The organism is Shinella sp. WSC3-e (assembly GCF_945994535.1).
GTDB lineage: Bacteria > Pseudomonadota > Alphaproteobacteria > Rhizobiales > Rhizobiaceae > Shinella > Shinella yambaruensis.
Map to the genome: position 1 here is coordinate 1,631,372 of NZ_OZ000530.1, position 19,218 is coordinate 1,650,589.

23 protein-coding genes are annotated in these 19,218 nt (G+C 60.3%); 6 read left to right on the top strand and 17 right to left on the bottom strand.

Annotated elements, in window-relative coordinates:
* The first annotated feature begins 18 nt into the window (after window positions 1-18).
* Both AABF56_RS08310 and AABF56_RS08315 read left to right on the top strand, forming a co-directional pair.
* A complete protein-coding gene (locus AABF56_RS08310) occupies window positions 19-1,206 on the top strand; it encodes an IS701 family transposase (RefSeq protein ID WP_113488754.1) in 1,188 nt (395 codons plus the stop codon).
* Window positions 1,207-1,455: 249 nt separating this feature from the next.
* Window positions 1,456-1,905 (top strand): hypothetical protein, encoded by a 450-nt coding sequence (locus tag AABF56_RS08315; protein ID WP_272805570.1) that lies wholly within the window; start codon window positions 1,456-1,458, stop codon window positions 1,903-1,905.
* Window positions 1,906-2,150: 245 nt separating this feature from the next.
* Here AABF56_RS08315 and AABF56_RS08320 read toward each other — a convergent pair whose 3' ends face one another.
* Window positions 2,151-2,327 carry a hypothetical protein gene (locus AABF56_RS08320; RefSeq protein ID WP_272805571.1) on the bottom strand — a complete coding sequence of 59 codons (177 nt, stop codon included), beginning with the start codon at window positions 2,325-2,327 and terminating at the stop codon, window positions 2,151-2,153.
* A 377-nt stretch (window positions 2,328-2,704) separates the two neighbouring features.
* On the opposite strand from AABF56_RS08320, the gene AABF56_RS08325 reads away from it, so the two are divergent.
* The 3 genes from AABF56_RS08325 (at window position 2,705) to AABF56_RS08335 (ending at window position 4,005) form a co-directional block, all read left to right on the top strand.
* Window positions 2,705-3,010, top strand: coding sequence for a hypothetical protein (locus AABF56_RS08325; RefSeq protein ID WP_272805573.1), 306 nt, complete (start codon window positions 2,705-2,707; stop codon window positions 3,008-3,010).
* A 77-nt stretch (window positions 3,011-3,087) separates the two neighbouring features.
* Window positions 3,088-3,675, top strand: a complete 588-nt coding sequence (locus AABF56_RS08330) for a hypothetical protein (RefSeq protein ID WP_272805574.1) — start codon at window positions 3,088-3,090, stop codon at window positions 3,673-3,675.
* Between the two features lie 63 nt (window positions 3,676-3,738).
* Window positions 3,739-4,005, top strand: coding sequence for a hypothetical protein (locus AABF56_RS08335; RefSeq protein ID WP_272805575.1), 267 nt, complete (start codon window positions 3,739-3,741; stop codon window positions 4,003-4,005).
* 11 nt (window positions 4,006-4,016) lie between these two features.
* Here AABF56_RS08335 and AABF56_RS08340 read toward each other — a convergent pair whose 3' ends face one another.
* From AABF56_RS08340 to AABF56_RS08415, 16 genes are all read right to left on the bottom strand, one after another.
* A complete protein-coding gene (locus AABF56_RS08340; protein WP_272805576.1) occupies window positions 4,017-4,193 on the bottom strand; it encodes a hypothetical protein in 177 nt (58 codons plus the stop codon).
* 103 nt (window positions 4,194-4,296) lie between these two features.
* Window positions 4,297-4,542, bottom strand: coding sequence for a hypothetical protein (locus AABF56_RS08345; protein ID WP_272805577.1), 246 nt, complete (start codon window positions 4,540-4,542; stop codon window positions 4,297-4,299).
* A gap of 163 nt (window positions 4,543-4,705) precedes the next feature.
* Window positions 4,706-5,356 (bottom strand): hypothetical protein, encoded by a 651-nt coding sequence (locus AABF56_RS08350; RefSeq protein WP_272805578.1) that lies wholly within the window; start codon window positions 5,354-5,356, stop codon window positions 4,706-4,708.
* A gap of 2 nt (window positions 5,357-5,358) precedes the next feature.
* The gene (locus AABF56_RS08355) at window positions 5,359-5,880 is read right to left on the bottom strand and encodes a phage baseplate assembly protein V (protein WP_272805579.1); all 522 of its coding nucleotides are present in this window, start codon (window positions 5,878-5,880) and stop codon (window positions 5,359-5,361) included.
* A gap of 8 nt (window positions 5,881-5,888) precedes the next feature.
* Window positions 5,889-8,249 (bottom strand): phage tail tape measure protein, encoded by a 2,361-nt coding sequence (locus AABF56_RS08360; RefSeq protein WP_272805580.1) that lies wholly within the window; start codon window positions 8,247-8,249, stop codon window positions 5,889-5,891.
* 123 nt (window positions 8,250-8,372) lie between these two features.
* Complete coding sequence (locus tag AABF56_RS08365; protein WP_272805581.1) at window positions 8,373-8,639, bottom strand: phage tail assembly protein; 267 nt, start codon at window positions 8,637-8,639, stop codon at window positions 8,373-8,375.
* Between the two features lie 72 nt (window positions 8,640-8,711).
* Window positions 8,712-9,203, bottom strand: a complete 492-nt coding sequence (locus AABF56_RS08370) for a hypothetical protein (RefSeq protein ID WP_272805582.1) — start codon at window positions 9,201-9,203, stop codon at window positions 8,712-8,714.
* A 95-nt stretch (window positions 9,204-9,298) separates the two neighbouring features.
* Window positions 9,299-9,664, bottom strand: a complete 366-nt coding sequence (locus AABF56_RS08375; protein ID WP_272805583.1) for a hypothetical protein — start codon at window positions 9,662-9,664, stop codon at window positions 9,299-9,301.
* Window positions 9,657-10,589 carry a hypothetical protein gene (locus AABF56_RS08380; RefSeq protein ID WP_272805584.1) on the bottom strand — a complete coding sequence of 311 codons (933 nt, stop codon included), beginning with the start codon at window positions 10,587-10,589 and terminating at the stop codon, window positions 9,657-9,659. The genes AABF56_RS08375 and AABF56_RS08380 overlap by 8 nt, the downstream gene beginning before the upstream one ends.
* Window positions 10,590-10,600: 11 nt before the next feature.
* On the bottom strand, window positions 10,601-10,954 hold the full coding sequence (locus AABF56_RS08385) for a hypothetical protein (protein WP_272805585.1): 354 nt from the start codon (window positions 10,952-10,954) through the stop codon (window positions 10,601-10,603).
* 161 nt (window positions 10,955-11,115) lie between these two features.
* On the bottom strand, window positions 11,116-12,228 hold the full coding sequence (locus tag AABF56_RS08390; protein ID WP_272805586.1) for a hypothetical protein: 1,113 nt from the start codon (window positions 12,226-12,228) through the stop codon (window positions 11,116-11,118).
* Complete coding sequence (locus AABF56_RS08395) at window positions 12,225-12,461, bottom strand: hypothetical protein (RefSeq protein WP_272805587.1); 237 nt, start codon at window positions 12,459-12,461, stop codon at window positions 12,225-12,227. Before AABF56_RS08395 ends, AABF56_RS08390 begins: the two co-directional genes overlap by 4 nt.
* Window positions 12,462-12,734: 273 nt before the next feature.
* The gene (locus tag AABF56_RS08400; protein WP_272805588.1) at window positions 12,735-14,738 is read right to left on the bottom strand and encodes an AAA family ATPase; all 2,004 of its coding nucleotides are present in this window, start codon (window positions 14,736-14,738) and stop codon (window positions 12,735-12,737) included.
* Window positions 14,716-14,973, bottom strand: a complete 258-nt coding sequence (locus tag AABF56_RS08405) for a hypothetical protein (protein ID WP_272805589.1) — start codon at window positions 14,971-14,973, stop codon at window positions 14,716-14,718. Before AABF56_RS08405 ends, AABF56_RS08400 begins: the two co-directional genes overlap by 23 nt.
* Before the next feature lie 126 nt (window positions 14,974-15,099).
* Window positions 15,100-17,436 carry an ATP-binding protein gene (locus AABF56_RS08410; RefSeq protein WP_272805590.1) on the bottom strand — a complete coding sequence of 779 codons (2,337 nt, stop codon included), beginning with the start codon at window positions 17,434-17,436 and terminating at the stop codon, window positions 15,100-15,102.
* Window positions 17,433-17,645 carry a helix-turn-helix transcriptional regulator gene (locus AABF56_RS08415; RefSeq protein ID WP_272805591.1) on the bottom strand — a complete coding sequence of 71 codons (213 nt, stop codon included), beginning with the start codon at window positions 17,643-17,645 and terminating at the stop codon, window positions 17,433-17,435. The genes AABF56_RS08410 and AABF56_RS08415 overlap by 4 nt, the downstream gene beginning before the upstream one ends.
* 202 nt (window positions 17,646-17,847) lie before the next feature.
* Between AABF56_RS08415 and AABF56_RS08420 the strand changes: the two genes are divergently transcribed.
* Window positions 17,848-19,044 (top strand): tyrosine-type recombinase/integrase, encoded by a 1,197-nt coding sequence (locus AABF56_RS08420; protein ID WP_272805592.1) that lies wholly within the window; start codon window positions 17,848-17,850, stop codon window positions 19,042-19,044.
* The last annotated feature ends 174 nt before the right edge of the window (window positions 19,045-19,218 follow it).

The following is a 19,218-nucleotide window of genomic DNA, read 5'->3' on the forward strand; positions in this document are numbered from 1 at the left end:
TTTAGCTGGAGGGAATTCATGTCCGTCGCAAGCTGGTCTGGGTCGATTTTGGCATGGCAACGCGAGCTCAATGCATTGAAGGAGCGACTGGGGCCGATCTTTCGTCGTCGTGAACTGCGATTATCGAGCGGCGCCTTTCTTGATGGCGTGCTGTCGGGAGTAGAGCGCAAGACAGGCTGGCTCATGGCCGAGCAGGCAGGACTGGAGCGGCCTTATCGGATGCAGTCGCTGTTGGGGCGCAGCCATTGGGATGCCGACGCTTTGCGCGATGTCGTTCGGGCCTATGCGGTAGAGGCCCTCGGAGATGCGGACGGCGTTCTCGTGGTAGACGAGACCGGGTTCCTGAAGAAGGGGGAACATTCGGTCGGGGTGGCGCGGCAATATTCCGGCACGGCCGGCCGAATTGAGAACTGCCAGGTGGGGGTCTTCCTTGCCTATGCAAGCCGCTACGGCCAAACCCTGATCGACCGGCGGCTATACCTGCCAAAAACCTGGGTGGACGATGAGGGGCGGCGCGCTTCAGCGCAGATCCCGCAAGAGCAGCATTTTGTCACTAAGCCGGAGATTGCCTGTGATCTGATCGCGGCGGCGCTCGATGCCGGCGTACCCTGCGCCTGGGTGCTGGCCGATGCGCTCTATGGTTCGGATTCGCGGCTACGCAGGATGTTGGAAGGCCGCGGCCAGCCTTATGTCTTGGCAGTGCGTTCCAATCATTGCCTACGCTTTGTACGCGACCAAGGGATCGAGCAAACCGACCCTCAAACGATGGCCGATGGGTTGAAGCCGGAGGTTTGGCAGAGCCATGCCGCCGGCGAAGGCGCCAAAGGCTTGCGGCTCTATGACTGGGCCCGCATCTCTCTTAGCTCTCGCCCGGATCCACAGTGGGAGCGTTGGCTCTTGATCCGCCGCAACCCGCGCGAACCCAACACCCGCGCCTATTATTTTGTCTTTGCACCCGTCGGAACCGAGCTTTGCGAATTGGCCGGTGCTGCCGGATTGCGCTGGACGGTAGAGGAGTGCTTCCAGCGCGCCAAGGATGATCTTGGCCTCGACCATTGCGAGGCCCGTTCCTGGCATGCCTGGCACCGCCACATGACGCTCGTCATGGCGGCCGCAGCGTTCCTTGCTAAGTTGGGCTCCGACCTGCGCCGCAGCGCCGGTGGCAAACCGAACGAAACGAGTCCAAACCCGCCAATCGCCGCCTGACCAACAAACTTGCGCTTCTACCAAGCGTCGCAGAGATCCGCTATCTGATCACCCGGCTCCTACTGCGACCGCCGATCAGGACGGCCTTCGTTCTCGCATGGTCACTCTGGCGACGAGAGCATCAAGCCTACGCAATGAGCGCTCACTACAAAACAAGACACAAAACGCAACTGTAGTACTAGAGTCTGGTCGAGCCCTCGACAACCCCGCCGCGCAATGGCAGAGTTTGCCCACCACGACGATGTAGCCATGCCCGCCAAACCCATCCTCATATACCGCCTGACGCCTGCTCAGATCGACCTCATCGATCGCTTGGCGACGAGCGACGGAATCGTCATGGACGAACTCGCCTACCCGGATTTGGTGGCGTATCAGGAATTGGAGAAGCTCGGTTTCGCCGAAATGTGCATCGAGCCCCGGAAGAAAATCAAGATTGCGATCACCGACCAAGGGCGTCAGGTGCGGGCCGCCAGGTACATCTCCAGCAAGCCGGTCGTTCGCCTTACTGGACCGCAATTCCTCGCAATGCGCCTCCTTGCTGAAAGGCCGCGATCTTACAACGAAATCCCCGCCACCATGAAAGACACGGTGCGCCGACTGCGGTTGCGCGGCTGGGCAACCGTGGGGGAGGATGCCGAGGGGCGGTTCTGGACCGCGCTGACGACGGAGGGATGGGAGATTGTGGATCTGCTGGACTAGGGTCGCTGGGCCGCGCACCGGTACCGCACTGAATTTATTCACGAACCGTACCGATTTCGCTGATCCCGGCCTTCACATACACCCAATTTCTATATTCTATAGCGGCGGGCTCTGAAGGCCCTCCCAGTGGCATGAGCCAATGTGCCACTCGAATTGCCCCGCTTCGGCGGGGCTTTTTTTGTGTCAACCTCGAACGCCCAGTGGGTCGTCGGTAGGGTAGCAAAGAACCAGCACCTGGCGTCGCCTCAGGCGCCGTCCGATTTTCCCCAGCCAAGCTTACGGCACAGCTCTTCACCCGCGATGATCGCTTCCTTCTGGGTCTTGAAGGGGCCTGACAGGTAGTGCGACCTGCCGCGGAATTCGACTAAGACGCCCTTGTTTAAAACGTCATAGACGATGTGCATTCCAATTTCATACTTCATCAAATCACCTCCTGCCCTCCATACGGCCGGCAGCGTGATCGGATCAAATCAATCAGCTCGTTAACCCAAAGAATTGAGGTTAATCAGGAAGCGGTCGTCGGCACCACCGGTTCCATCTTGACTCCTCCCAAAATGAGAACAAAATAGGAACATATTCCACCGAGCGGACCCAATTCCTATAGGTGCCCCATGTCGACCAAAGTCGCTCCACAGCAGGAAATAGACGCAGTCATTGAAGCCTATGGCGGCGACGCGAGCGCTGCCGTGCGCGAATTGCTGGCGGACGCGGACTTCCTCCGCGACCAGCTCTACACCGCGTCTGTGCTCGTCTCTAAGGGTTACGCCCGTGGGTGGAGGCCTCGTTACGAACGCCCCTGATGCGTCACCGGCGCGGCATCGATATTACGGCCGGCAATCCGATGGATCCGGCGACGCTCACCGGCGTCAACGTCTACGTGAACAGCCGCCAGCACTCCGTCGCCTTTCAGGACATACCAGAATGGTACGAACTCGGCGCCCGGTGCTTTCGCTGCAAGCACGCCGGCTACTTGGATCGATGGGAACTGGCGAGAAAATACGGTCGGGCGCGCATGATCATCACCCTGGAGCCGAGGCTACGGTGTACTCGTTGTGGGAACCGCGAGGCCAATGACTTTGTGCTGGCGAAGATGGGGCGAGATTGAGCGGGGGATAGCGTTGCGCCAGGCATCGACACCTGACCGAGCTCGCCGTAGGGTTGAGCCCGCATCAGGAGGAAGCGATGACCCAACCAATACGGCTCGGCGAGACCACGTGGATGGAGAAGCACACACTCATTTCCGCCGAGCGAGCCCATGCTCTTGGCCTGGTGACGCTTTACTGGAATTTCTGCGAGGCAGGACTGGCCGAGCTGGTCACGGATTACTCCGGCATGGAGCCAGCAGATGCAGCGCATTTTCTCTATGGCGCGAGCGCCGTATCCCTACTTGACCTGCTTCGTGGACTTGCCAGGCGAAATGAAAGGTGCCCCGATCTTCTGCAGGCGTTAGAGCACGCGATAACCTGCGTTGATATCTGCCGAAGAAACAGAAATAACTTGGCTCACAGTTGGGTGAATTTCAAAGGTGATAAGCTATTCAAACCCAACCGCGCCAAGGGCGGAAATCCTGTCACAGATGTTTTCTCCTTTGACTTGGATGAGATTAGAAATGTCGCGGAGGATTGCTTTGCTGCTGGTCACTATTTGATGCATTTCGGCCTGCATCGGACCTATCTAGACCATCCGACGATAAGCGCGCCATTGCCAGAAAAACTTCAGATACCACAAACTCTGAAGAGCATTGATCAGATAGCTCCTGATACACCCTGATGCCTTCGGCCAGCATTGCTTTGCTTATATGGTTCATTCTGATTTTCCTTCATGGAGAGACGCATGACAGACGATGAACTAATCGAGCAAGTTGCGCGCAGCATATGCCTAGAGACTGGCAAAGATCCCGACAAGCCCGTGCAGACACGCGAACGCCGAACCGTGCGGGTTGGAAACGCCATAACGCAAGATTTCGTCACCTATCCGACATGGCACGATTTCCGCGAGGAAGCGCGGAAGCACATTGCGGCCTGGAAGGTTCTGCGCGCAGTGTTGCCCATGCCTTATCCGGAAGAAGTCATGCCGGAGTTGCCGTTGACGCCGGATTGATGGTCAGTCGGCTAAATCCCCGCCGCCGCTAAAGCCTCTTGCTCGCCGGCACAAAGCTCGACCCAACCCTCTTCACGGCTGATCCGCCGATAAGCCGAACGGGCGGCATTCACGAAATCGAACCACAGATCGTCAGGAATCTGGACGGCTCGCCGCCCTCCGCGCAAGACCGGCGGCAGCGCCGACAAGTTTCCCTCCGGCCGTTGGACTATGACGCAGTCTCGCAGCAGCCACCCATCGATCTCAGTGTCAAATGTCGCTTTGGCGCCCCCTGGTCCGGGGCGCATGTTCTCAATTCGGATCATTCATTTTCTCCTTATAGTGGGCGATTGCCACCCTCAGCAGTTCCGCTTCCATGACTGCAGACAGCGGCACGGTCTTGGTCTCCCCAGGCGCACCGATCCGCGGCACGGACAGGCCATAGCCATCGCTGCGCCTGATCAACGCGCAGCCTGGCAGCACCAGGCCGCCGACCTCGGCTGTGAATGTGCAGGCCACCCGGCCGGGCAGCCGGTTCATGTGTGAAATTCGGATCATACCCCCTCCGGGTCAGGAACCTTACCCCTCTCAAAACAGCCGATGCGGGTCGAAACTCCCGGCGCTCGGCCACCGACAGACCTAAAAAGCTCGGCAACACCGTTGCCGCCGAGCCGAAAATCGGGATTTCAGGGCGGTTCTGGTGTTGCCGAGGGTTGCCGACCTATTTGAAGATGCCGTTCGTCATTCTATCAATGTGATGCATGACGCGTGGCTCGAGCCGCTCCGCTGTCTGGTCCCAGACCTTCGCCACCTCCCCGCGGAGGAGCTCCACTGGGATGAAAACGCCTGATTTTTGCTTGGCGAACTTGGTTCCCATGCGTTCACGCTTCTGCTGTCCGGACAGCACGAACGGGTTGTTCTTCGTGACGTTGTACGAATATCCGTCGCTGTTCGCTCGCACGAAGATCTGGCCGTTCCATGCGGGCTTGGTCACTCGCTTCGGCCACCATCCCGCCCTCTGAAACGAACCGGGGAAGACCTGCCGCACGCCACGAGGGGCGGCGCTGACGCCACGCCTCGTCTCACGGGGCTTGAAGTGCTTCAGGCTGATGTCCCCACCCTGACCGTGGATTACATAAGTCAGGGTCGAAGGCGTCGATTTCGTGACATTCCTACGCACCGCTTTCATGCCGGTTCGCAACGGGAGCCCGGTCTGCTTCGCGAGGGCACGGCCAGCGGCCGTACCCCCTACGCGTCCGGTTTCGTTGATCGCACGGCTGAAGACTTGCCCAGCCTTGCGAGGCGACTTGAGGGCCGCCGTTGCTTTGGTGAAGAGGGCGAGACCGTCGCCTCTTATGTCGATCTTGAGCATGATCACACCGCGTAAACCCGGCTTGCCGAGCCAACGGCCGTGTCGCCGTCGCTGTCGAGATCGCCCTTGCGGTGCAGAAGCTGGCCGCCTTCGCCGCCGAGGTGTACTTCGCCATCCAGAACGATCTTGCTGGCCTTCAAGGTGATGCCGCTACCGCTGACCTCAATGACCGAGTCGCCGGTTTTGAGGCGAAGGGGAACATTGCTGTCGTTTTCACGTGGGTTGTCGTCGCTATACGTCCCGAAGTCGATGCGGGCGTCCGTCAGGTCGCCGCTTTCGGAAACTACATCGACTTGCTCCCCGACGGCATAGATCACGTCCATCTTGACGGCGCCAGCGCCGACGGTCCTGGCCCGGATCCACGGGGTGAGGTATGGCACGCCGCCTTGCCGTGATAGCTCAACGCGGTAGCGGCCCTTGTCGTCCGGGCCTTCCGCGATCGTGCCCGTGCGGCGGCGATTGTTGTTGCGGCGTTCGGTGTCGGCGACACGCACGCCAATGTGACTGATCTGCTGATCAAGCATTCTGGGTATCATGCAAATACTCCGTCATAACCTTCCCAAGTCGCCTTGGATTTCTCGCCAAGGATGCGCAAAATATCCGCAGCGAACGATTCCGCATCCTGCCGCGCAGGGACGTTGAAGGTTGGTGAGAAATTGAAGGTGTTGCCACCGCTCCGGACCGGGCCACTGGCTGATGCCGCCGAGCCCGCCGCAGCCGCCCTGTAAGCGTCATGCGGGGAGATCATCCCTGACGCGCCCGGACTGAACAACTCCGGACCTTTTTCGCCGACGAGATACAGCCCGCCGCTCCGGACCGGGCCGCCCTTAGCGCGCGCGCCGTCGACGGCTGGCTTTTGTGCAGGAGCCTCTTCGCCGCCACCCAACCAAGAGGGCATGGACGGCCAACTGATAATGCCGGTCAGGTCAATTCGCCCGATCGCCGCCTTGATCTTCGCGGGAAGATCAGCGAACCACGCCAGCAACTCGCCCGCCTTGGCCACGACGCCATCAATGATGCCCTGGATCATGTCGACGCCGGCCTGGAACATCGCAGAATTCAGAGCCTTGAAGCCGTCGATGAGCTTGCGCGTCACCGCATAGGCGTTGTCCTCAATCACCATCTGGTGCTGGCGCGTCAGGTCATTCGACTGGAACAACGAGCCAAGCCAGCTAGCCGCCTCTTTGAACTGCTCCCAAGCCCACTTCGCAGCATCACCAAGAGCAGAGAAGGACTGCGCGAATGGATCGAGCACGGGCCACAGGAAATCGATGGCAGGCTGTAGTTCCTCGCCGATTGCGCGAGCAACCCCTGTCACGATGCTGCTGATACGATCCCAGTTCCTCCACAGGGCAAGTCCGGCGCCGGCGACAAGAGCGACACCCGCACCGATGGCGAACCATGCCGGTGCGGAGATGGTGGCAAGTGCGGCCCCTATGGCGCTGAGCGCTCCGCCAATGGCAGAGACACCCGGCACCGCCAACCACATTCCATGCAGGCCGGTGGTGAAGGTCTGGAAGCCGGTTAGCTTCTGGCCGGACATCGCCCCGAGCGCACGCTGAAGCGCAACAGCTTCCGTTGCGGCCTTCGTGAAGTGCGAGGCCAACCGCGCTACCGGGATGACCATGGATAGGATGCCGCCCTTGGTCCACAAAAAGGCGAAGCGCGCGGCGGTCATGGCGATGTTAAAGCCAACTACCGCAGCCGTTGCGGCAACGATAGCTGAAGTGGCCTCGGGGTAGCGTTCCGCCAGGTCCGCGATGCCGGTGACAATCGGCGCCACCTTGTCAATGACCTGATTGAGAGCCGGCAGCAATGCCGCACCAATCGATGCGGAAATGTTCTCCAGGGCGGCCTGCATTCGCAGAAGCGCGCCTTCCGAAGTTTTCATGCGGCGCACGAAGTCGGCCTCAACAGTACCGGACGCACCCAGGGCCTCGGCACGGATTTTCCTGTAGAGCTCCATATTCTGGATCAATGGCCGCAGGCCCTGCTGGACCTGCGAATCCGCGAAAAGATCACCAATCTTGCTAAGATCGCCCTTCAGGGTCTTGTTCGTGATATCCGCGATGGCCTCAATCGGACTCATGCCCGCTTCAGCGCGCTTTTTCAGTTCGCGCTCCAGGTTCACGCCTAGCTTCTTGAAGGCCTTGACTGTCTGTGGCGCATTGATCTTCTGCAGGACGTTCGACAGGTTCGTGGCCGCCGAAGCCGAGTCGCCCGTGCCTTTTCGAACGATCTGTAAGGCGGCCGAGAGATCGGCCACAGCCGGCACGCCGGTCTGTCCCAGAGCCTGATAGCCCGCCCCAAGAGCGGGGAAATATTGCGCCATGTCCTTGAGTTCGAACGCGCCAGCCTTGCCGGCCTGTGCCATGGCGTCGAGGGCTTTGCCGAACTGATCAGCAGGGACCTTCAGGTTGTCGAGCGCGGCATATCCGGCCGACGACAGATCTGTGATGGACGCCTTATAGGCGAACGCGGCCTTGCCGATCGAAGGTAGCAGGCCGAGCGCGTCACCCTCAGAGGCGCCGAGACCCAGAAGGGTGTCCATGCCTTCCGCCATCTGGCTGCCGGCTTGATTGGTCTGCCGACCAACCAGGCGAAGTTGCTTACCGAGCTCGGCGAGGCGCTTCTGAGGGATATCGGCCTTCTGGCCAATATCCTCGAGCTTGGATTCGAAAGCCACTGCCGCCTTGACCGGAGCCGTAAGGCTCCGCGCTAAGGTGTAGCCGACGGCAACTGCATCGAACATACGGCCACGCATCGCATCCAGAGCGGCCGCATTACGGGCTGCCATCACCTGCAGTTTTGCCAGGGCGGCATGGACACCCTTCGCCCTTCCGCTGACCTTGTCTGTCAGCGAGAGGACAAGTTCAGCTTGCCGTTTCGCCACGGCCGCCTCCATTCTTTAGTTGGATGAGCTCGACGGCCGCCTCGTACCAATCGAGGGTCTTGTCGGGCGGCCACTGCTCAATGACGTTCACGGGGGTGTTCAGTTCGGAGGCGATGAGGGCGACTACGCCGCGCCATCCGCCTCCTCGTCCTCCCCCATGAGGTCGGCCACTGCGACAGCGATCTTGTTGAAGTCGCGCATCGGCACCTGCTTGAACACCTGAAGCGGCACGTCGGCCATCGACGCGAAGGTGGCAATCAGCTTGCCGTTCGGGCCTTCAAACTTGTCGGCTACGATGAGGTCGCCGGTCGTGGCTTCGCGGAACGTCAGGGTCTGGTAGGTTGTGCCGGCATGTTCGATCGGCGTGCGAAGGGTGTAGGATACGGTCATGGTAGTTCCTTTCGGTATGAAAAAGCCCGGCGCGTCGGCCGGGCGATGGTGGTGCATGTGGATGGGGTGAGTTTAGGCCGCCGACAAATCGGCCAAAGCGGCGACGACCGCCTCATCGATCAGCGCTTTGATCTCAGAGGCGGAGGTCATATCGGCCAGTTTGGGCGCCACATCGGCACCGATTGAACGGCACCGCTGCCGAACGATGCCGAATTCGTTGAGGATGTGCCTCGCAGCGTCGTCGATAGTGACCACGCAGGCGCTTTCTCGCTCGAATTCGAGCTGCTTCAGCCGAGCCGCGTAGTTTTCCTTCACGGTTTCCGCATCCGCTCTCGACCACAGCGGCTCGCCGTCAATCTCGGCCACCGTTGTCAACTCGTTGTCCGCAGGCTGACGGATTCCGTGATCGGCAAGGCGTCGTTCCGTGGCGAAGAAATCGACTTCTCGGTCATTGGAGAAAACGAGCAAACCTCTTTTTTTCCAATCGGTTACGGTTTGCCTGGAGACGTCCTTATAGGACGCAAAAGCTGCCTGATTTCCGGTATGGCAGGGTGCATTTGTCAAGTGTCAACTACTTTTCGAAGGATGTGATTCGCGATTGCCGAGGCCTGCGCGTCCGCTTGGCAGCCGGAACCGGATAAGGTTCCTGACCTGGGGGGCTACCGGCCGCCGCGGGCGTTCATTTTGGCGATGACCTTCGCCCAGCCCGTGAGCTCCGCAGGCTTCTCTTCGGTGGCGACGGCGCCGTTGCGCTTGCCGTTGGCGCGAGCAATCACCCTTGCCCAAGACGCCTTCGTCTCTGCCGCCTCTGCGGCCTCCCGTTCAGCACGGCGTCTGGCTGCTTCCTTCACGAGGACGTCATTGCGCGCCGTGACTGGTGCTGATGCCGGCACCGACGCAACCGGAGCGGCAGAGGGCTGTTCGGGCGGCTGATATCCGAAGCGCGCCTTGGCGATCGCGACGTTGCGCTGGGCCATTGCCACGGCTGCCGCGGCGATCATTTCCTTGCGGCGATCATCAGACATTTGCGGTCTCCTTGGGGGCGAGGCTGTAGGAATATTCAGCAACACGTTCCGGGCGCTTAGGTGCTGGCTTGAGTTCAGCAGCAGCCTGCGCTGCGGCATCTCGCTGATCGTATGCCGGTTTCCAGAATGGCGTTGCGCCGGCGTCGAGCGGCGGCAGAACAATCTCGCACCCCAGCGGGGCGGTGCTGTAGCCAGCCTGATCGGGAAGGATTTTCGCGCGACGAAATCGCTTCCGCACCACCTCGAGGACGCCGTGTTCGGTCTGAACCGATCCGTATTGAAGTGGACGTTCATCGCTATCGGACCTGTCGCGCATCATGCCGCGCCGGTTCTTCTCGTGCGCGCGGACACGGCTCTGGAGGTCGTCGCGAATGGGGGACGTTCCATCGATATCAGTCCACATCTCAACGATGTCTTCGGAAATGACCTCCTGATATTTCGGGTGCTGCGAGCGCCCGTATTCCGGACCGAGGATTGCCGGTGCACCTTCCGGGGGGTCCTCATTCGCAGCTTGCACGGCGATCGACGCGGCGGCGACTTCGGCAAGAAGGTCGCGGATGGCCATGGCAGCGCGGGGGTATTCCTTGCGCAGGCGCTTTTCTGCGGCATCGCTAGCAGCCTTCGCCTCGTCATAGCGACGTTGACGCTGATCGGCGGCTTCGGCTTCGAGTGCGTCTGCGTGCTGGCGCTCGAGCTTGGCCAGTTGCGCGCGGATCTGATCGATTTCTATCCCAGCCTCGACCTTGGCATCCAGCAGCTTGCGGAGTGCAGCCTTATCAAGCGTGAGCAGTCCATCGTCATACGCCGCCTCGGCTGCCGTCACGGCAGCTTCCGCTGCCTCCAATTCGGCCTGGGCCTTGGTGATTGCGCTGGCGATGTCCGCGGAGGACTGCTTGCCGAGTATCTTATTGATCAATTTTCCCAACGGGATTCCTTTCAATGCATGACGAGCCGGCGCCGCAGTTCCGCGAGCGGAAGGTGGACGGCCGTGCTGGAGGGTTGGTCGGTAGCGGTGATGATCGGGCCGCCTTGCGGGCGATAGACCCAGATTGCGTCGGCGCCAGATGCGGCGATCTCGCGGGCGATAGGCAGGACTTCGTGCGGCCGGCCCAGACGGTGTCGGAACATCTCGGCCGCGATAGCGATGGTGACGGCTTCAACGCGGTTGTAGATTCGGGCCTTGCCGCGGACCGCGCCGAGGTGGAAGCTAGGCGCGCGGCAAAGCCATTGACGAATGGCGGCCTCTGACAGGCCAAGGAGGTCTGCGAGGTCGCTGGTGGCGAAGGTCAAGAAGGCCTCCTTTCGTTGGTGACGGGCGTTGGGCGTCACGATTGAGGGCAATAAAAAAGGCCGTCCCGAAGGACGGCCAGGTGTCGCGGCCATGTCTGAGAAACCGCGAAGGGAGAATTATCTCTTCATATAGAAAGCGAACGGCACGCCACGAAATGGACTCAGGCCGCAGCTTTCTTCGATTTTTTGTTGTCGTTTACCGGCATCAGGGCCAAGGCGGCCTTTCCGGCTGCTCGCACTAGACGCTTGCCCGCACGATCCGGCCGTGTCGTGTCCACTTTGTGTGCCTCGGCGACGTCGGTCAGGTCTCCACGAGCGAGCATGGTTTCGATGGTCAGCAGGACATCATCCGGTAGGTCTGGGGCGGCCTCCGCTTCACGCCAGATTTCGGGAACCGACAGTCCCTTCTTGTTTCCGCCGACGCGCCCGAACCACGTTGTGGATTGAGCGACATCGTCAGGGCAACGGGTGACAGCGTGGCCGGCCATCTGCTCCGCCAGCCAGGCGCGCAGCGTCGCCTTCTCTTCCGGGATATCAACGCGGGAATGGCCGACTGGAGGATATACCTGTGCAGGCATCGGCGTGCCGCGACGACGAAGATGGAACGCCAGGCACTCGGAGTCGTACAGTGCTTCCATTGCCGCATCGCGATCGTTGCGCGGACGTTCGTTCCAGGAGCGCATATATCGCTCGACCTGCCAGCAGATCGGCACCCGGCTGCCCTTCCGCTGGGAACTCTGTTCGCGTGGGATCTGGACGACGCCGTTCTTGTCGAGCCAGTAGGACAGCAGGCCCTGCTGCGTTTCAGAGGAGTCCACGTTGAACACGGCGCAGCCCAGACGGTAGCGGGTGCCACCGACACGGTACTGCTTCTCCGCTGCCGGGAAGCCCGACCGTAACGCACCGGTACGGGCAGCCAGCCTGCCCTTTGGGACAACGGCCCGTGCGTCATTGGCTGCTTCCACAAGGTCGTCGATATCGGGATGGATGCGGATCCGCTCGTCGTTGCTGCCCAGGTCGTCGTCACGATCGTCCTTGTTCCGGTAGACGGGACGGAAATCGCCCATGATGCTGGCAATGGCCACGACTGCGTCGGGGTCCTGTTCGGCGAGCCAGGACAGTGCCGGATAGCCGCCACGGAAGCGCTCAGGCTTGTTGTCGTTGGCCGGTTTGGGGCGGTAAGGCTGAAGCGTTCTGGCGACTGGCCAGCCTCGCCACGGCTCACCGGTGTGGGTGGCGCTGGATGCGTATTTTGTGCCGTTGATCGTGATCATGCTGCTTCTCCGGGTACGAAGTCAGGATATGGCCGACCAACGTTCAGGCCGAAAATCGCGCCGCGCTCGGTTTCATATCCGATGATATCGTCCGGCTGCTCTCCGGCCACGAGGGGAAACACTTCCTGTCCTTCGACGATCTGCCATCCGATGACCGGCGCCCAGAACTTCTCCCCCTCCGATTTCCAGATGGCCATAAAGCCTGGCTGAGCGGGCAGGTACGAAATCGACATTCTCTTCCTCCTTCATATCCGTACCCCGTACCGTCAAAATTCAGATGCGGTACGGCGTATCTATTTGATATTATTTTACAATCACTGCCGTACCATGAAAACCGCCCCCCTAGAGAAGAGAGAGGTACGGTACGGTATGATCTCGACCATTGGCAGGGAGGGGACGAAGTCCCCCCTCCTGCCATAGAATTTGGTTTGTTTTTGTTACGAAATCAGCTTGGTACGCCTACAAGCAATTGATATTACGACGTTTTTCTCAACGCCGTACCGCCCTTACTCCCTTACGGTACGATCTGAGCCAGTACGGCTCCGCTTTCGTCCAGCCTTTTCGGCCATGCCCTGGACGACGCTCGCCCACTTCCGCTGCTCATGGATATCGGCAGCCGCAGATGACGCAGCTTCCTCTCCCTTCTTCGTCAGCTTCCATTGCTGGAGCTCATAGAGCACATACTGCGCGCGCTTTAGCCGATCCGTGGAGTTCTGCGCGCGCTTCTTGTCGGGCTCGCCTTTCGCATTGGTCCAGCCATGGAATTCAGCAAGGTCCCGCAGAGACCGATTGCCGTTCTGCCGAATGGCGAGCAACATCACCTTGTCGTCGCCGTTGTCGGAATCGGCACGCTGCGCCACCTCGTCGTCCCCAACTGGTGCCGCCATGACGGTCGGGATCGGCCGCCCCTTGCTGTCCACCAGCGCTGGGGCGTTGATCGTCTTCAGGTCGAACGTCAGCGGCTGGAAGTCTGGTCCACGATGCTTCCCTTGCCAGTGCAGCACCGACATCTCCCCCCGTTTCGCCAGGGTGAGGTTCCCGTCGACTTCGTTCAGGAAGGCACCGCCACCTCGAGGAAGCAGGTTATCAGCACCGGCATTCTTGACCGGATGGCTGGCCGCGAGCACGGCCGGGCGCCATTCCATCTTGGCAAGCTCCCGGAGTTGGCGGGCATAGTTCCCCATCTCGACGTTGCTGTTCTCGTCCGAGCCGGTGAAGTAGGCTGCAGTGGTATCCACGATGATCAGGTCAACGCCGCCAAGGTCTCGGGCTCGCTCGGCAATATGGCCGAGGAATTCCGACACAGAGAAGACACCTCTGATGAAATGCACGTCGAGATCGTCCGCATCGAGGACGTGTTCGTGAAGGAGGCCGATCCACCTCATTGTGACGTCGTCGGGGTTCTCGCCGGCGAAGTAGAACACCCGTCCGCCTTTGGTCTCGCGCCCCGCAAACGGCGATCCGAGCGCGGTGCAGAGGGCAAGCAGCAGCGCCACCGCCGTCTTCCCGGAGCCGGTCTGGCCGGTGAGCGAATACAGAAAGCCCGACTGCATGATGCCGTCGACCGCGTAGTCCGGCGGCACGAACCCCCTGACAAAGTCGCCGCTATGAACGAGCTCAGGACCGGCGGGACGGTTGTCATTCGCCGCCGCAGGCATCGCGGCCTTGGCGAGAGCCTGCAACTGCTCAACCGTGTTGCCGGCCGCCAGCCAGTCGGTCACATCGCCTTTGTCCGGCAACCCTGGAAGCTCGACACGCTTGACCGTGGCGATGCCCTGCAGGAGCGCGATCACCTTGTCTGCCTTCTCCGCACCGGGCGCATCGTTGTCAGGGAGAACGAACAGCGTTCGCCCTTTGAGCGGCGAAAGGTCCAACGGCCACGAGCCGTTCGGCGCGGTCGTGGCGAGCACGCCAGCATTGATCAGCGTGTCGACGTCTTTCTCGCCCTCAGCGATGTATACGGGCTCGCCAGGCCGTGAAGCTATTTCCGGCCAGCGGTAGATGATCGGACCGGGACGGCCGGAGAGCCAGCCGCCCTTGCCGTCAGGCTGCCGCTGAAGGAACGTCTTGGATTCGGTGGCGTGCTGATAGCGCAGCACCTGAAATAGAACTTCGCCGTCCAGATCCACGTAGTCGTATTCAGCCGCCAGCCGGAAGCCTCGGCCTGTCAAATGGCCGTCATAGAATGCCCTCGGGGCCTCCCTGGTTTTCAGGAGACCACTATGGGCAGCAGGCGCCTCGACTTTCTGACTGGGCGTGAAGGCCGGCTCGCCGCAGCGCTCGAGCACCCAGTCCTTGATTGCGACGGGGTCCTCACCGCTGAAGCAGTTGACCAGCAAACCACGAGGCGCGGAAGGATCGACCGTGATGGAAATCTCGGGCGAGCCCTTCTTGTGACCAGGAGCATGGGCGACGACCTTGCTGGTGCCGGCGATGACCTTGCCGCCGATCGCTTTCGCGACGGCGTGCGGGTCGAGATAAACGGGCTCAGGCTGCGCGGCTGCGTTCATGGGCGGTCTCGCTCCTGTAGGCATCGATAATGATGGACTTGAGTTCGGCAACGGCCGCTGGCGCGAAGCTCAGGACCGACAGACCACCAGCGTTCGGCGAATAGACTCGAAGATCGCCATTGCCGGCGCGCACGAGGCGCAGACCGTTGACGCGGATCTCCGGTGTCACCTGAACACAAGCAACCGCTAATGTGTTACCCGGCCTGTCGAGCCGGTTGATGGACAATACTTCCAAGGTTTCCTCCTAGATTTTCGCGCACGAAGGCGCTGCCCGCCGACTGTGGGTCGGCGATTTTAAAGAACCGACGAAAACGCACGTCGGATTCAGCTTGCTTATTTCGATCTCAGAAACGGCGGATCTTTAAGCGGCGATTGTCCGCGCGGTTTCCGACGCCCAGTCGGACCAGTGCTCCGCGGGGTTGCCTCCGAGGTACGCGGGCAATGTCTCCTCGATGTCCTGCGCAGATGGGAACGAAACCTCCGCCACCGCAGCCTCTACCTGCCCTTCGATATCGGCTTCAGCCAGAACGCGCTCGCGGATGGCCTCGCGGAGAAAGTCGCTGGTGTCGTCTATGATCGTGTCCAGGACATAGTCGGTGGGCGGGATTACCTTCTCGACACCGTGCTCTTCCATCTTGCGGTCCAGCCACGCAATGAACTGGGGCATGGTCATCGCATTCAACTCGAAGCGCTTTCCCTGCAGCCATGCCGACCAGTCCGTGCCGTCGACCCGGTTCTTGATGTAGTCGGCGACCGGAGCGGTCTTCCCGTCTTTCTCGCGGTCTTCAGGATCGAGGCCCATCTCGTATGCTTCCCAGGGCTCGAGCCCTATATTGATGATCTCGACCTTCCTGCGCCCGCGCGCCCGCGTTTCCTCCTGCAGCGTCTGGAAGATCATAGTTCCGAATGCGTCGGCATCGTGCGCACAGAACACGGTGATATCCTCCTCGGCGTCGTCCGCGAGCATGTCCAGGAAATCCCGCACGGCTCGAGTGCTGAAACCCTTCGATGTCAACAACGCACAGTCATAGCGCTCGGGCCATTCTGCCGACTTGAGCGCTTCGAAGAAGCCTTCCTTTTCGATGAACAGCACCTTGTTGAATGCCCACTTCGGCCGGCGATATCCTTCCACGGTCAATGTGCCGATCGGAAACTCTAGCCCGGTGTGCGGATGATAGAGCGTGCCGCGGGCGTCGCGATACATGCCAGGTATCATCCCCGTGTCTTCCTCATAGGCGGTGATGATCGCGTTGAAATTACCGTATGTGGGCTCGGCGCCGAGTTCAGAAATGATGTACGGTCGAACCGCGTAGTAGAGTTGGCGGCAGTTGAACCGGTACTTCCCGTGATCGCTGACCTTGGCAATCGCCTCATCCAAGACGGACAGAACGATCTCCTTCTGGGAGCGTTTCGCGGGAACTTTCGGCGCCGCCCGCTTGGCACGCTTGACGGCCGACTGGATGGCGGCCGCGATCTCCTTGACGAACGGCGTGAGATCCGGCTCTTTTCCATCGGTGGTGATCGGCACATGGGGGGCGATGATGTTGAAGACGATATGGTATTCGCCCCGCTCAGCATCGAACCTGTGACCGAGACCGCAGCCGTGGATACTGACGCTCTTTTTGTTCCTGTAACCTCGGATTTCACCCGCGATGGGAGTCCGGTTCACAAAGGCGCTGATAGAGACCTTGTCCTCGGCGGACCCGTGGTACTCGCACCACGCTTCTACGACGAAGGGTATTTCCGCCTTCGGATTGCGTGCGCCGATTTGCACTGACCCCGCTTCTACCGCATGCCACTTTGGCAGCGAGTCGATCCTGCCAACGGACCCCAGACGCTTCGGCGACACTGGCTTGGCGTGGGACCGAGCCGCACCCAATAGGGCAACTGCCTGGTCGCGGTCGAGCGACGCGCAAGGCATGCCCTTAAATGCCTCGGCGATCAGACCAGCCTTCGCACCCGAGCACCCATCCAACTGCGCGACAAGTTCACGAACCGGGCGTTCACGGCCCGCCTGAAGCAGCTCGAAGAAATGATCGGCGTCATACCAGAACGGTGAAGCCTTCCCGCCATAAGCCTCCCCTGGGGCCATGCGTATGGCTTCCTCACCCCACCGCATAGCCAGTGGGTCATGCGGCATATCCGGACCGAAGGAAATGCAAATGCGAGTGCCTATCGGATAGTCCGCCAGCGAGGATGACACCGATGTGCCGCCGTCATCTCGCGGAGTAAGTCGATGCTCCGCGTTCCGCGTGGTGACGGTCAGCTTCCCGCCTGACGCCAGCACGGCACCAGCGACGACACGGAGGCCGTTGCCCAGCGCTCCGCGCTTAGGCAACCGCCAGAGCTTGGAGGATACCATCGGCCGGTTGATGGAGAACATGCGCGCGATATCGGCAGGGCGCCCCTCAATGCCGGGACCATCATCCTCAACTATATAGGTGTCGGTCTCGTCAACACGGATAGACGCTGAGCCACCGGCGTCAAGGGCGTTGTCGACCAACTCCTTTAATACGAGACGACGAAGCAGCCGCGCCGGGACGCCCGCCTTCTGGGACAAGGTGCCAATGGATCGGAAGAGAACCCAATCCGGGCGCTCGAATTGAAACTCGGATGTTTTTGGAATGGTGGTTAAGCTTGCTGAATTCTGGTTCGCCGCGACCGGAATTTCAAAGAGATCAGGTGCAGGCAGGCTCATGCCGTGGCCTTCCGCGCGGAAGCTTCCTGCTCGGCTATCCACCATGAGATGGTGGAGCGGCGCGCTGCGACAGTGCCCCCCAGTTTAAAGTGCGGCAAGCCGCATTCATAGATCAATCGGTATGCCTGGCGCTGGGTCACGCCGAGATGGCCAGCGATGGCTTTCGCCCCCATAAGGATTGTTGTGTCGTTGTCGTTGTCGTGCTTCATGTCGTCTCCCTTCAATTGACGTGGGGAACGGCCCCCCACATTTAATATGTGCTACCAATAATCTACCTTTTATATTTCATGTATATCTAATATACAGTTATACCACTGTTTCTATTATCGAAATAAATTCACTCCGCTTCCCTTGTTTTGCACCATGTTCCAATACATATTATGCGCCATAATATCATTATTAGGTTCTCAGATGGCGACGATCACTAAAAGGCGATGGACAACCAGCAAGGGTGAAGAGCGAGAAGCTTGGACGCTGGCGTATAATGATCGATCCGGGAAGCGGCACAAAGAGCAGTTCCCAAAGAAGCGCGAAGCCGAAGCCCGCCGCATCGAGGTTGAGGGACAGATCAGTACTGGAGCGTTCCGCGCAGAGGCCGCGACCAAGACCGTCAAGGACGCCATTGGCGCCTACATCGCCCACCTCGAAAAGCGGCACGGGCGCGGCGAGCAGGTGACGACTATGTATCTTCGCAATACGCGAGGCCAGCTTCGGACACATGTCGAGGCGGAGATCGGCGACACGAGGCTCGCCGAACTGACGGCGCGCACCGTTACCGATCTTGTCGATAGGTTGAAAGACAATGGCGTCGGCCTTCCGACGGTGCGCCGGGCCATAGGTGCACTATCCCGTACCCTCCAATTCGCCGTGGGACAGGATCTCGTCGCCTCCAATGTTGCAAAAGGTGTGCGCGTACTCGGCAAGCGTGGCGAGGGGTCAGAGAAGGTCGTCCCGCCATCCAAAGCCGTGCTTGCGCGGGTAATTAAAGCGGCAGCCGAGTACATGCCAGATGCCCCCAAGGGGTTTGGGCCGGAGGCCGAAGCGCGGTTCAGGAAGCGCGCGGCCGAGGCAAACGACTATGCTCTTCGAATAAAGTTTGCTGCGGCGACCGGCCTGAGGGCGAGCGAGCAATGGGCGCTCAGGTGGAAGCATCTCGATCTGTTAGGTCGATCGGTCACGGTCGAAACCCGGCTTGACGCATTCGGAGAATTCGACACGACCAAGTCTGGTGCCGGGCGTCGAACCGTCCCCCTCAGCCAAGCATTGGCAGACGAACTTGCGGCCCGTCGTAAGGTATCGAAATTCAGCGGCGATGACGATTTTGTCTTTCCGGATTCCAACGGCGGCTTCACCCGGCACACTCAGTTCATGAGCCGTCGGTTCAAGCCTATCATAGAAAAGGCGGAGGTTCCGGCAACGGGCTGGCACGCCCTGCGGCACTTCGCGGTCAGCACCTGGATTGAGGCCGGCCTCCAGCCCAAGGCGGTGCAAACGTTGGCCGGCCACGCGACCTTCCAGATCACGATGTCGAGATATGGGCACATGTTTCCCGCCGAGGATCACGGGGCGGCAATGGATAAAATCGCGTCGCAACTTTACGCCGTTTAACCGGACTTACCGTTAGCCAGTGGCGCATAAATGGCGCATGAAACGCTACATAGACTGATTTCCCAAGGTTCGCATAAAGCCTTTTAATCAGTAGGTCCAGGGTTCGAATCCCTGCGCGCTCACCAAAAAATCAAAGGCTTAGCCTTTGAAATCAGCTCAAACGGGCTAAAATGA

Coding starts and splice junctions, on each gene's coding strand:
- AABF56_RS08310 (WP_113488754.1), top strand. CDS start 19: ATGTCCGTCGCAAGCTGGTCTGGGTCGATTTTGGCATGGCAACGCGAG.
- AABF56_RS08315 (WP_272805570.1), top strand. CDS start 1,456: ATGCCCGCCAAACCCATCCTCATATACCGCCTGACGCCTGCTCAGATC.
- AABF56_RS08320 (WP_272805571.1), bottom strand. CDS start 2,327: ATGAAGTATGAAATTGGAATGCACATCGTCTATGACGTTTTAAACAAG.
- AABF56_RS08325 (WP_272805573.1), top strand. CDS start 2,705: ATGCGTCACCGGCGCGGCATCGATATTACGGCCGGCAATCCGATGGAT.
- AABF56_RS08330 (WP_272805574.1), top strand. CDS start 3,088: ATGACCCAACCAATACGGCTCGGCGAGACCACGTGGATGGAGAAGCAC.
- AABF56_RS08335 (WP_272805575.1), top strand. CDS start 3,739: ATGACAGACGATGAACTAATCGAGCAAGTTGCGCGCAGCATATGCCTA.
- AABF56_RS08345 (WP_272805577.1), bottom strand. CDS start 4,542: ATGATCCGAATTTCACACATGAACCGGCTGCCCGGCCGGGTGGCCTGC.
- AABF56_RS08350 (WP_272805578.1), bottom strand. CDS start 5,356: ATGCTCAAGATCGACATAAGAGGCGACGGTCTCGCCCTCTTCACCAAA.
- AABF56_RS08355 (WP_272805579.1), bottom strand. CDS start 5,880: ATGCTTGATCAGCAGATCAGTCACATTGGCGTGCGTGTCGCCGACACC.
- AABF56_RS08365 (WP_272805581.1), bottom strand. CDS start 8,639: ATGACCGTATCCTACACCCTTCGCACGCCGATCGAACATGCCGGCACA.
- AABF56_RS08375 (WP_272805583.1), bottom strand. CDS start 9,664: ATGTCTGATGATCGCCGCAAGGAAATGATCGCCGCGGCAGCCGTGGCA.
- AABF56_RS08390 (WP_272805586.1), bottom strand. CDS start 12,228: ATGATCACGATCAACGGCACAAAATACGCATCCAGCGCCACCCACACC.
- AABF56_RS08395 (WP_272805587.1), bottom strand. CDS start 12,461: ATGTCGATTTCGTACCTGCCCGCTCAGCCAGGCTTTATGGCCATCTGG.
- AABF56_RS08400 (WP_272805588.1), bottom strand. CDS start 14,738: ATGAACGCAGCCGCGCAGCCTGAGCCCGTTTATCTCGACCCGCACGCC.
- AABF56_RS08410 (WP_272805590.1), bottom strand. CDS start 17,436: ATGAGCCTGCCTGCACCTGATCTCTTTGAAATTCCGGTCGCGGCGAAC.
- AABF56_RS08415 (WP_272805591.1), bottom strand. CDS start 17,645: ATGAAGCACGACAACGACAACGACACAACAATCCTTATGGGGGCGAAA.
- AABF56_RS08420 (WP_272805592.1), top strand. CDS start 17,848: ATGGCGACGATCACTAAAAGGCGATGGACAACCAGCAAGGGTGAAGAG.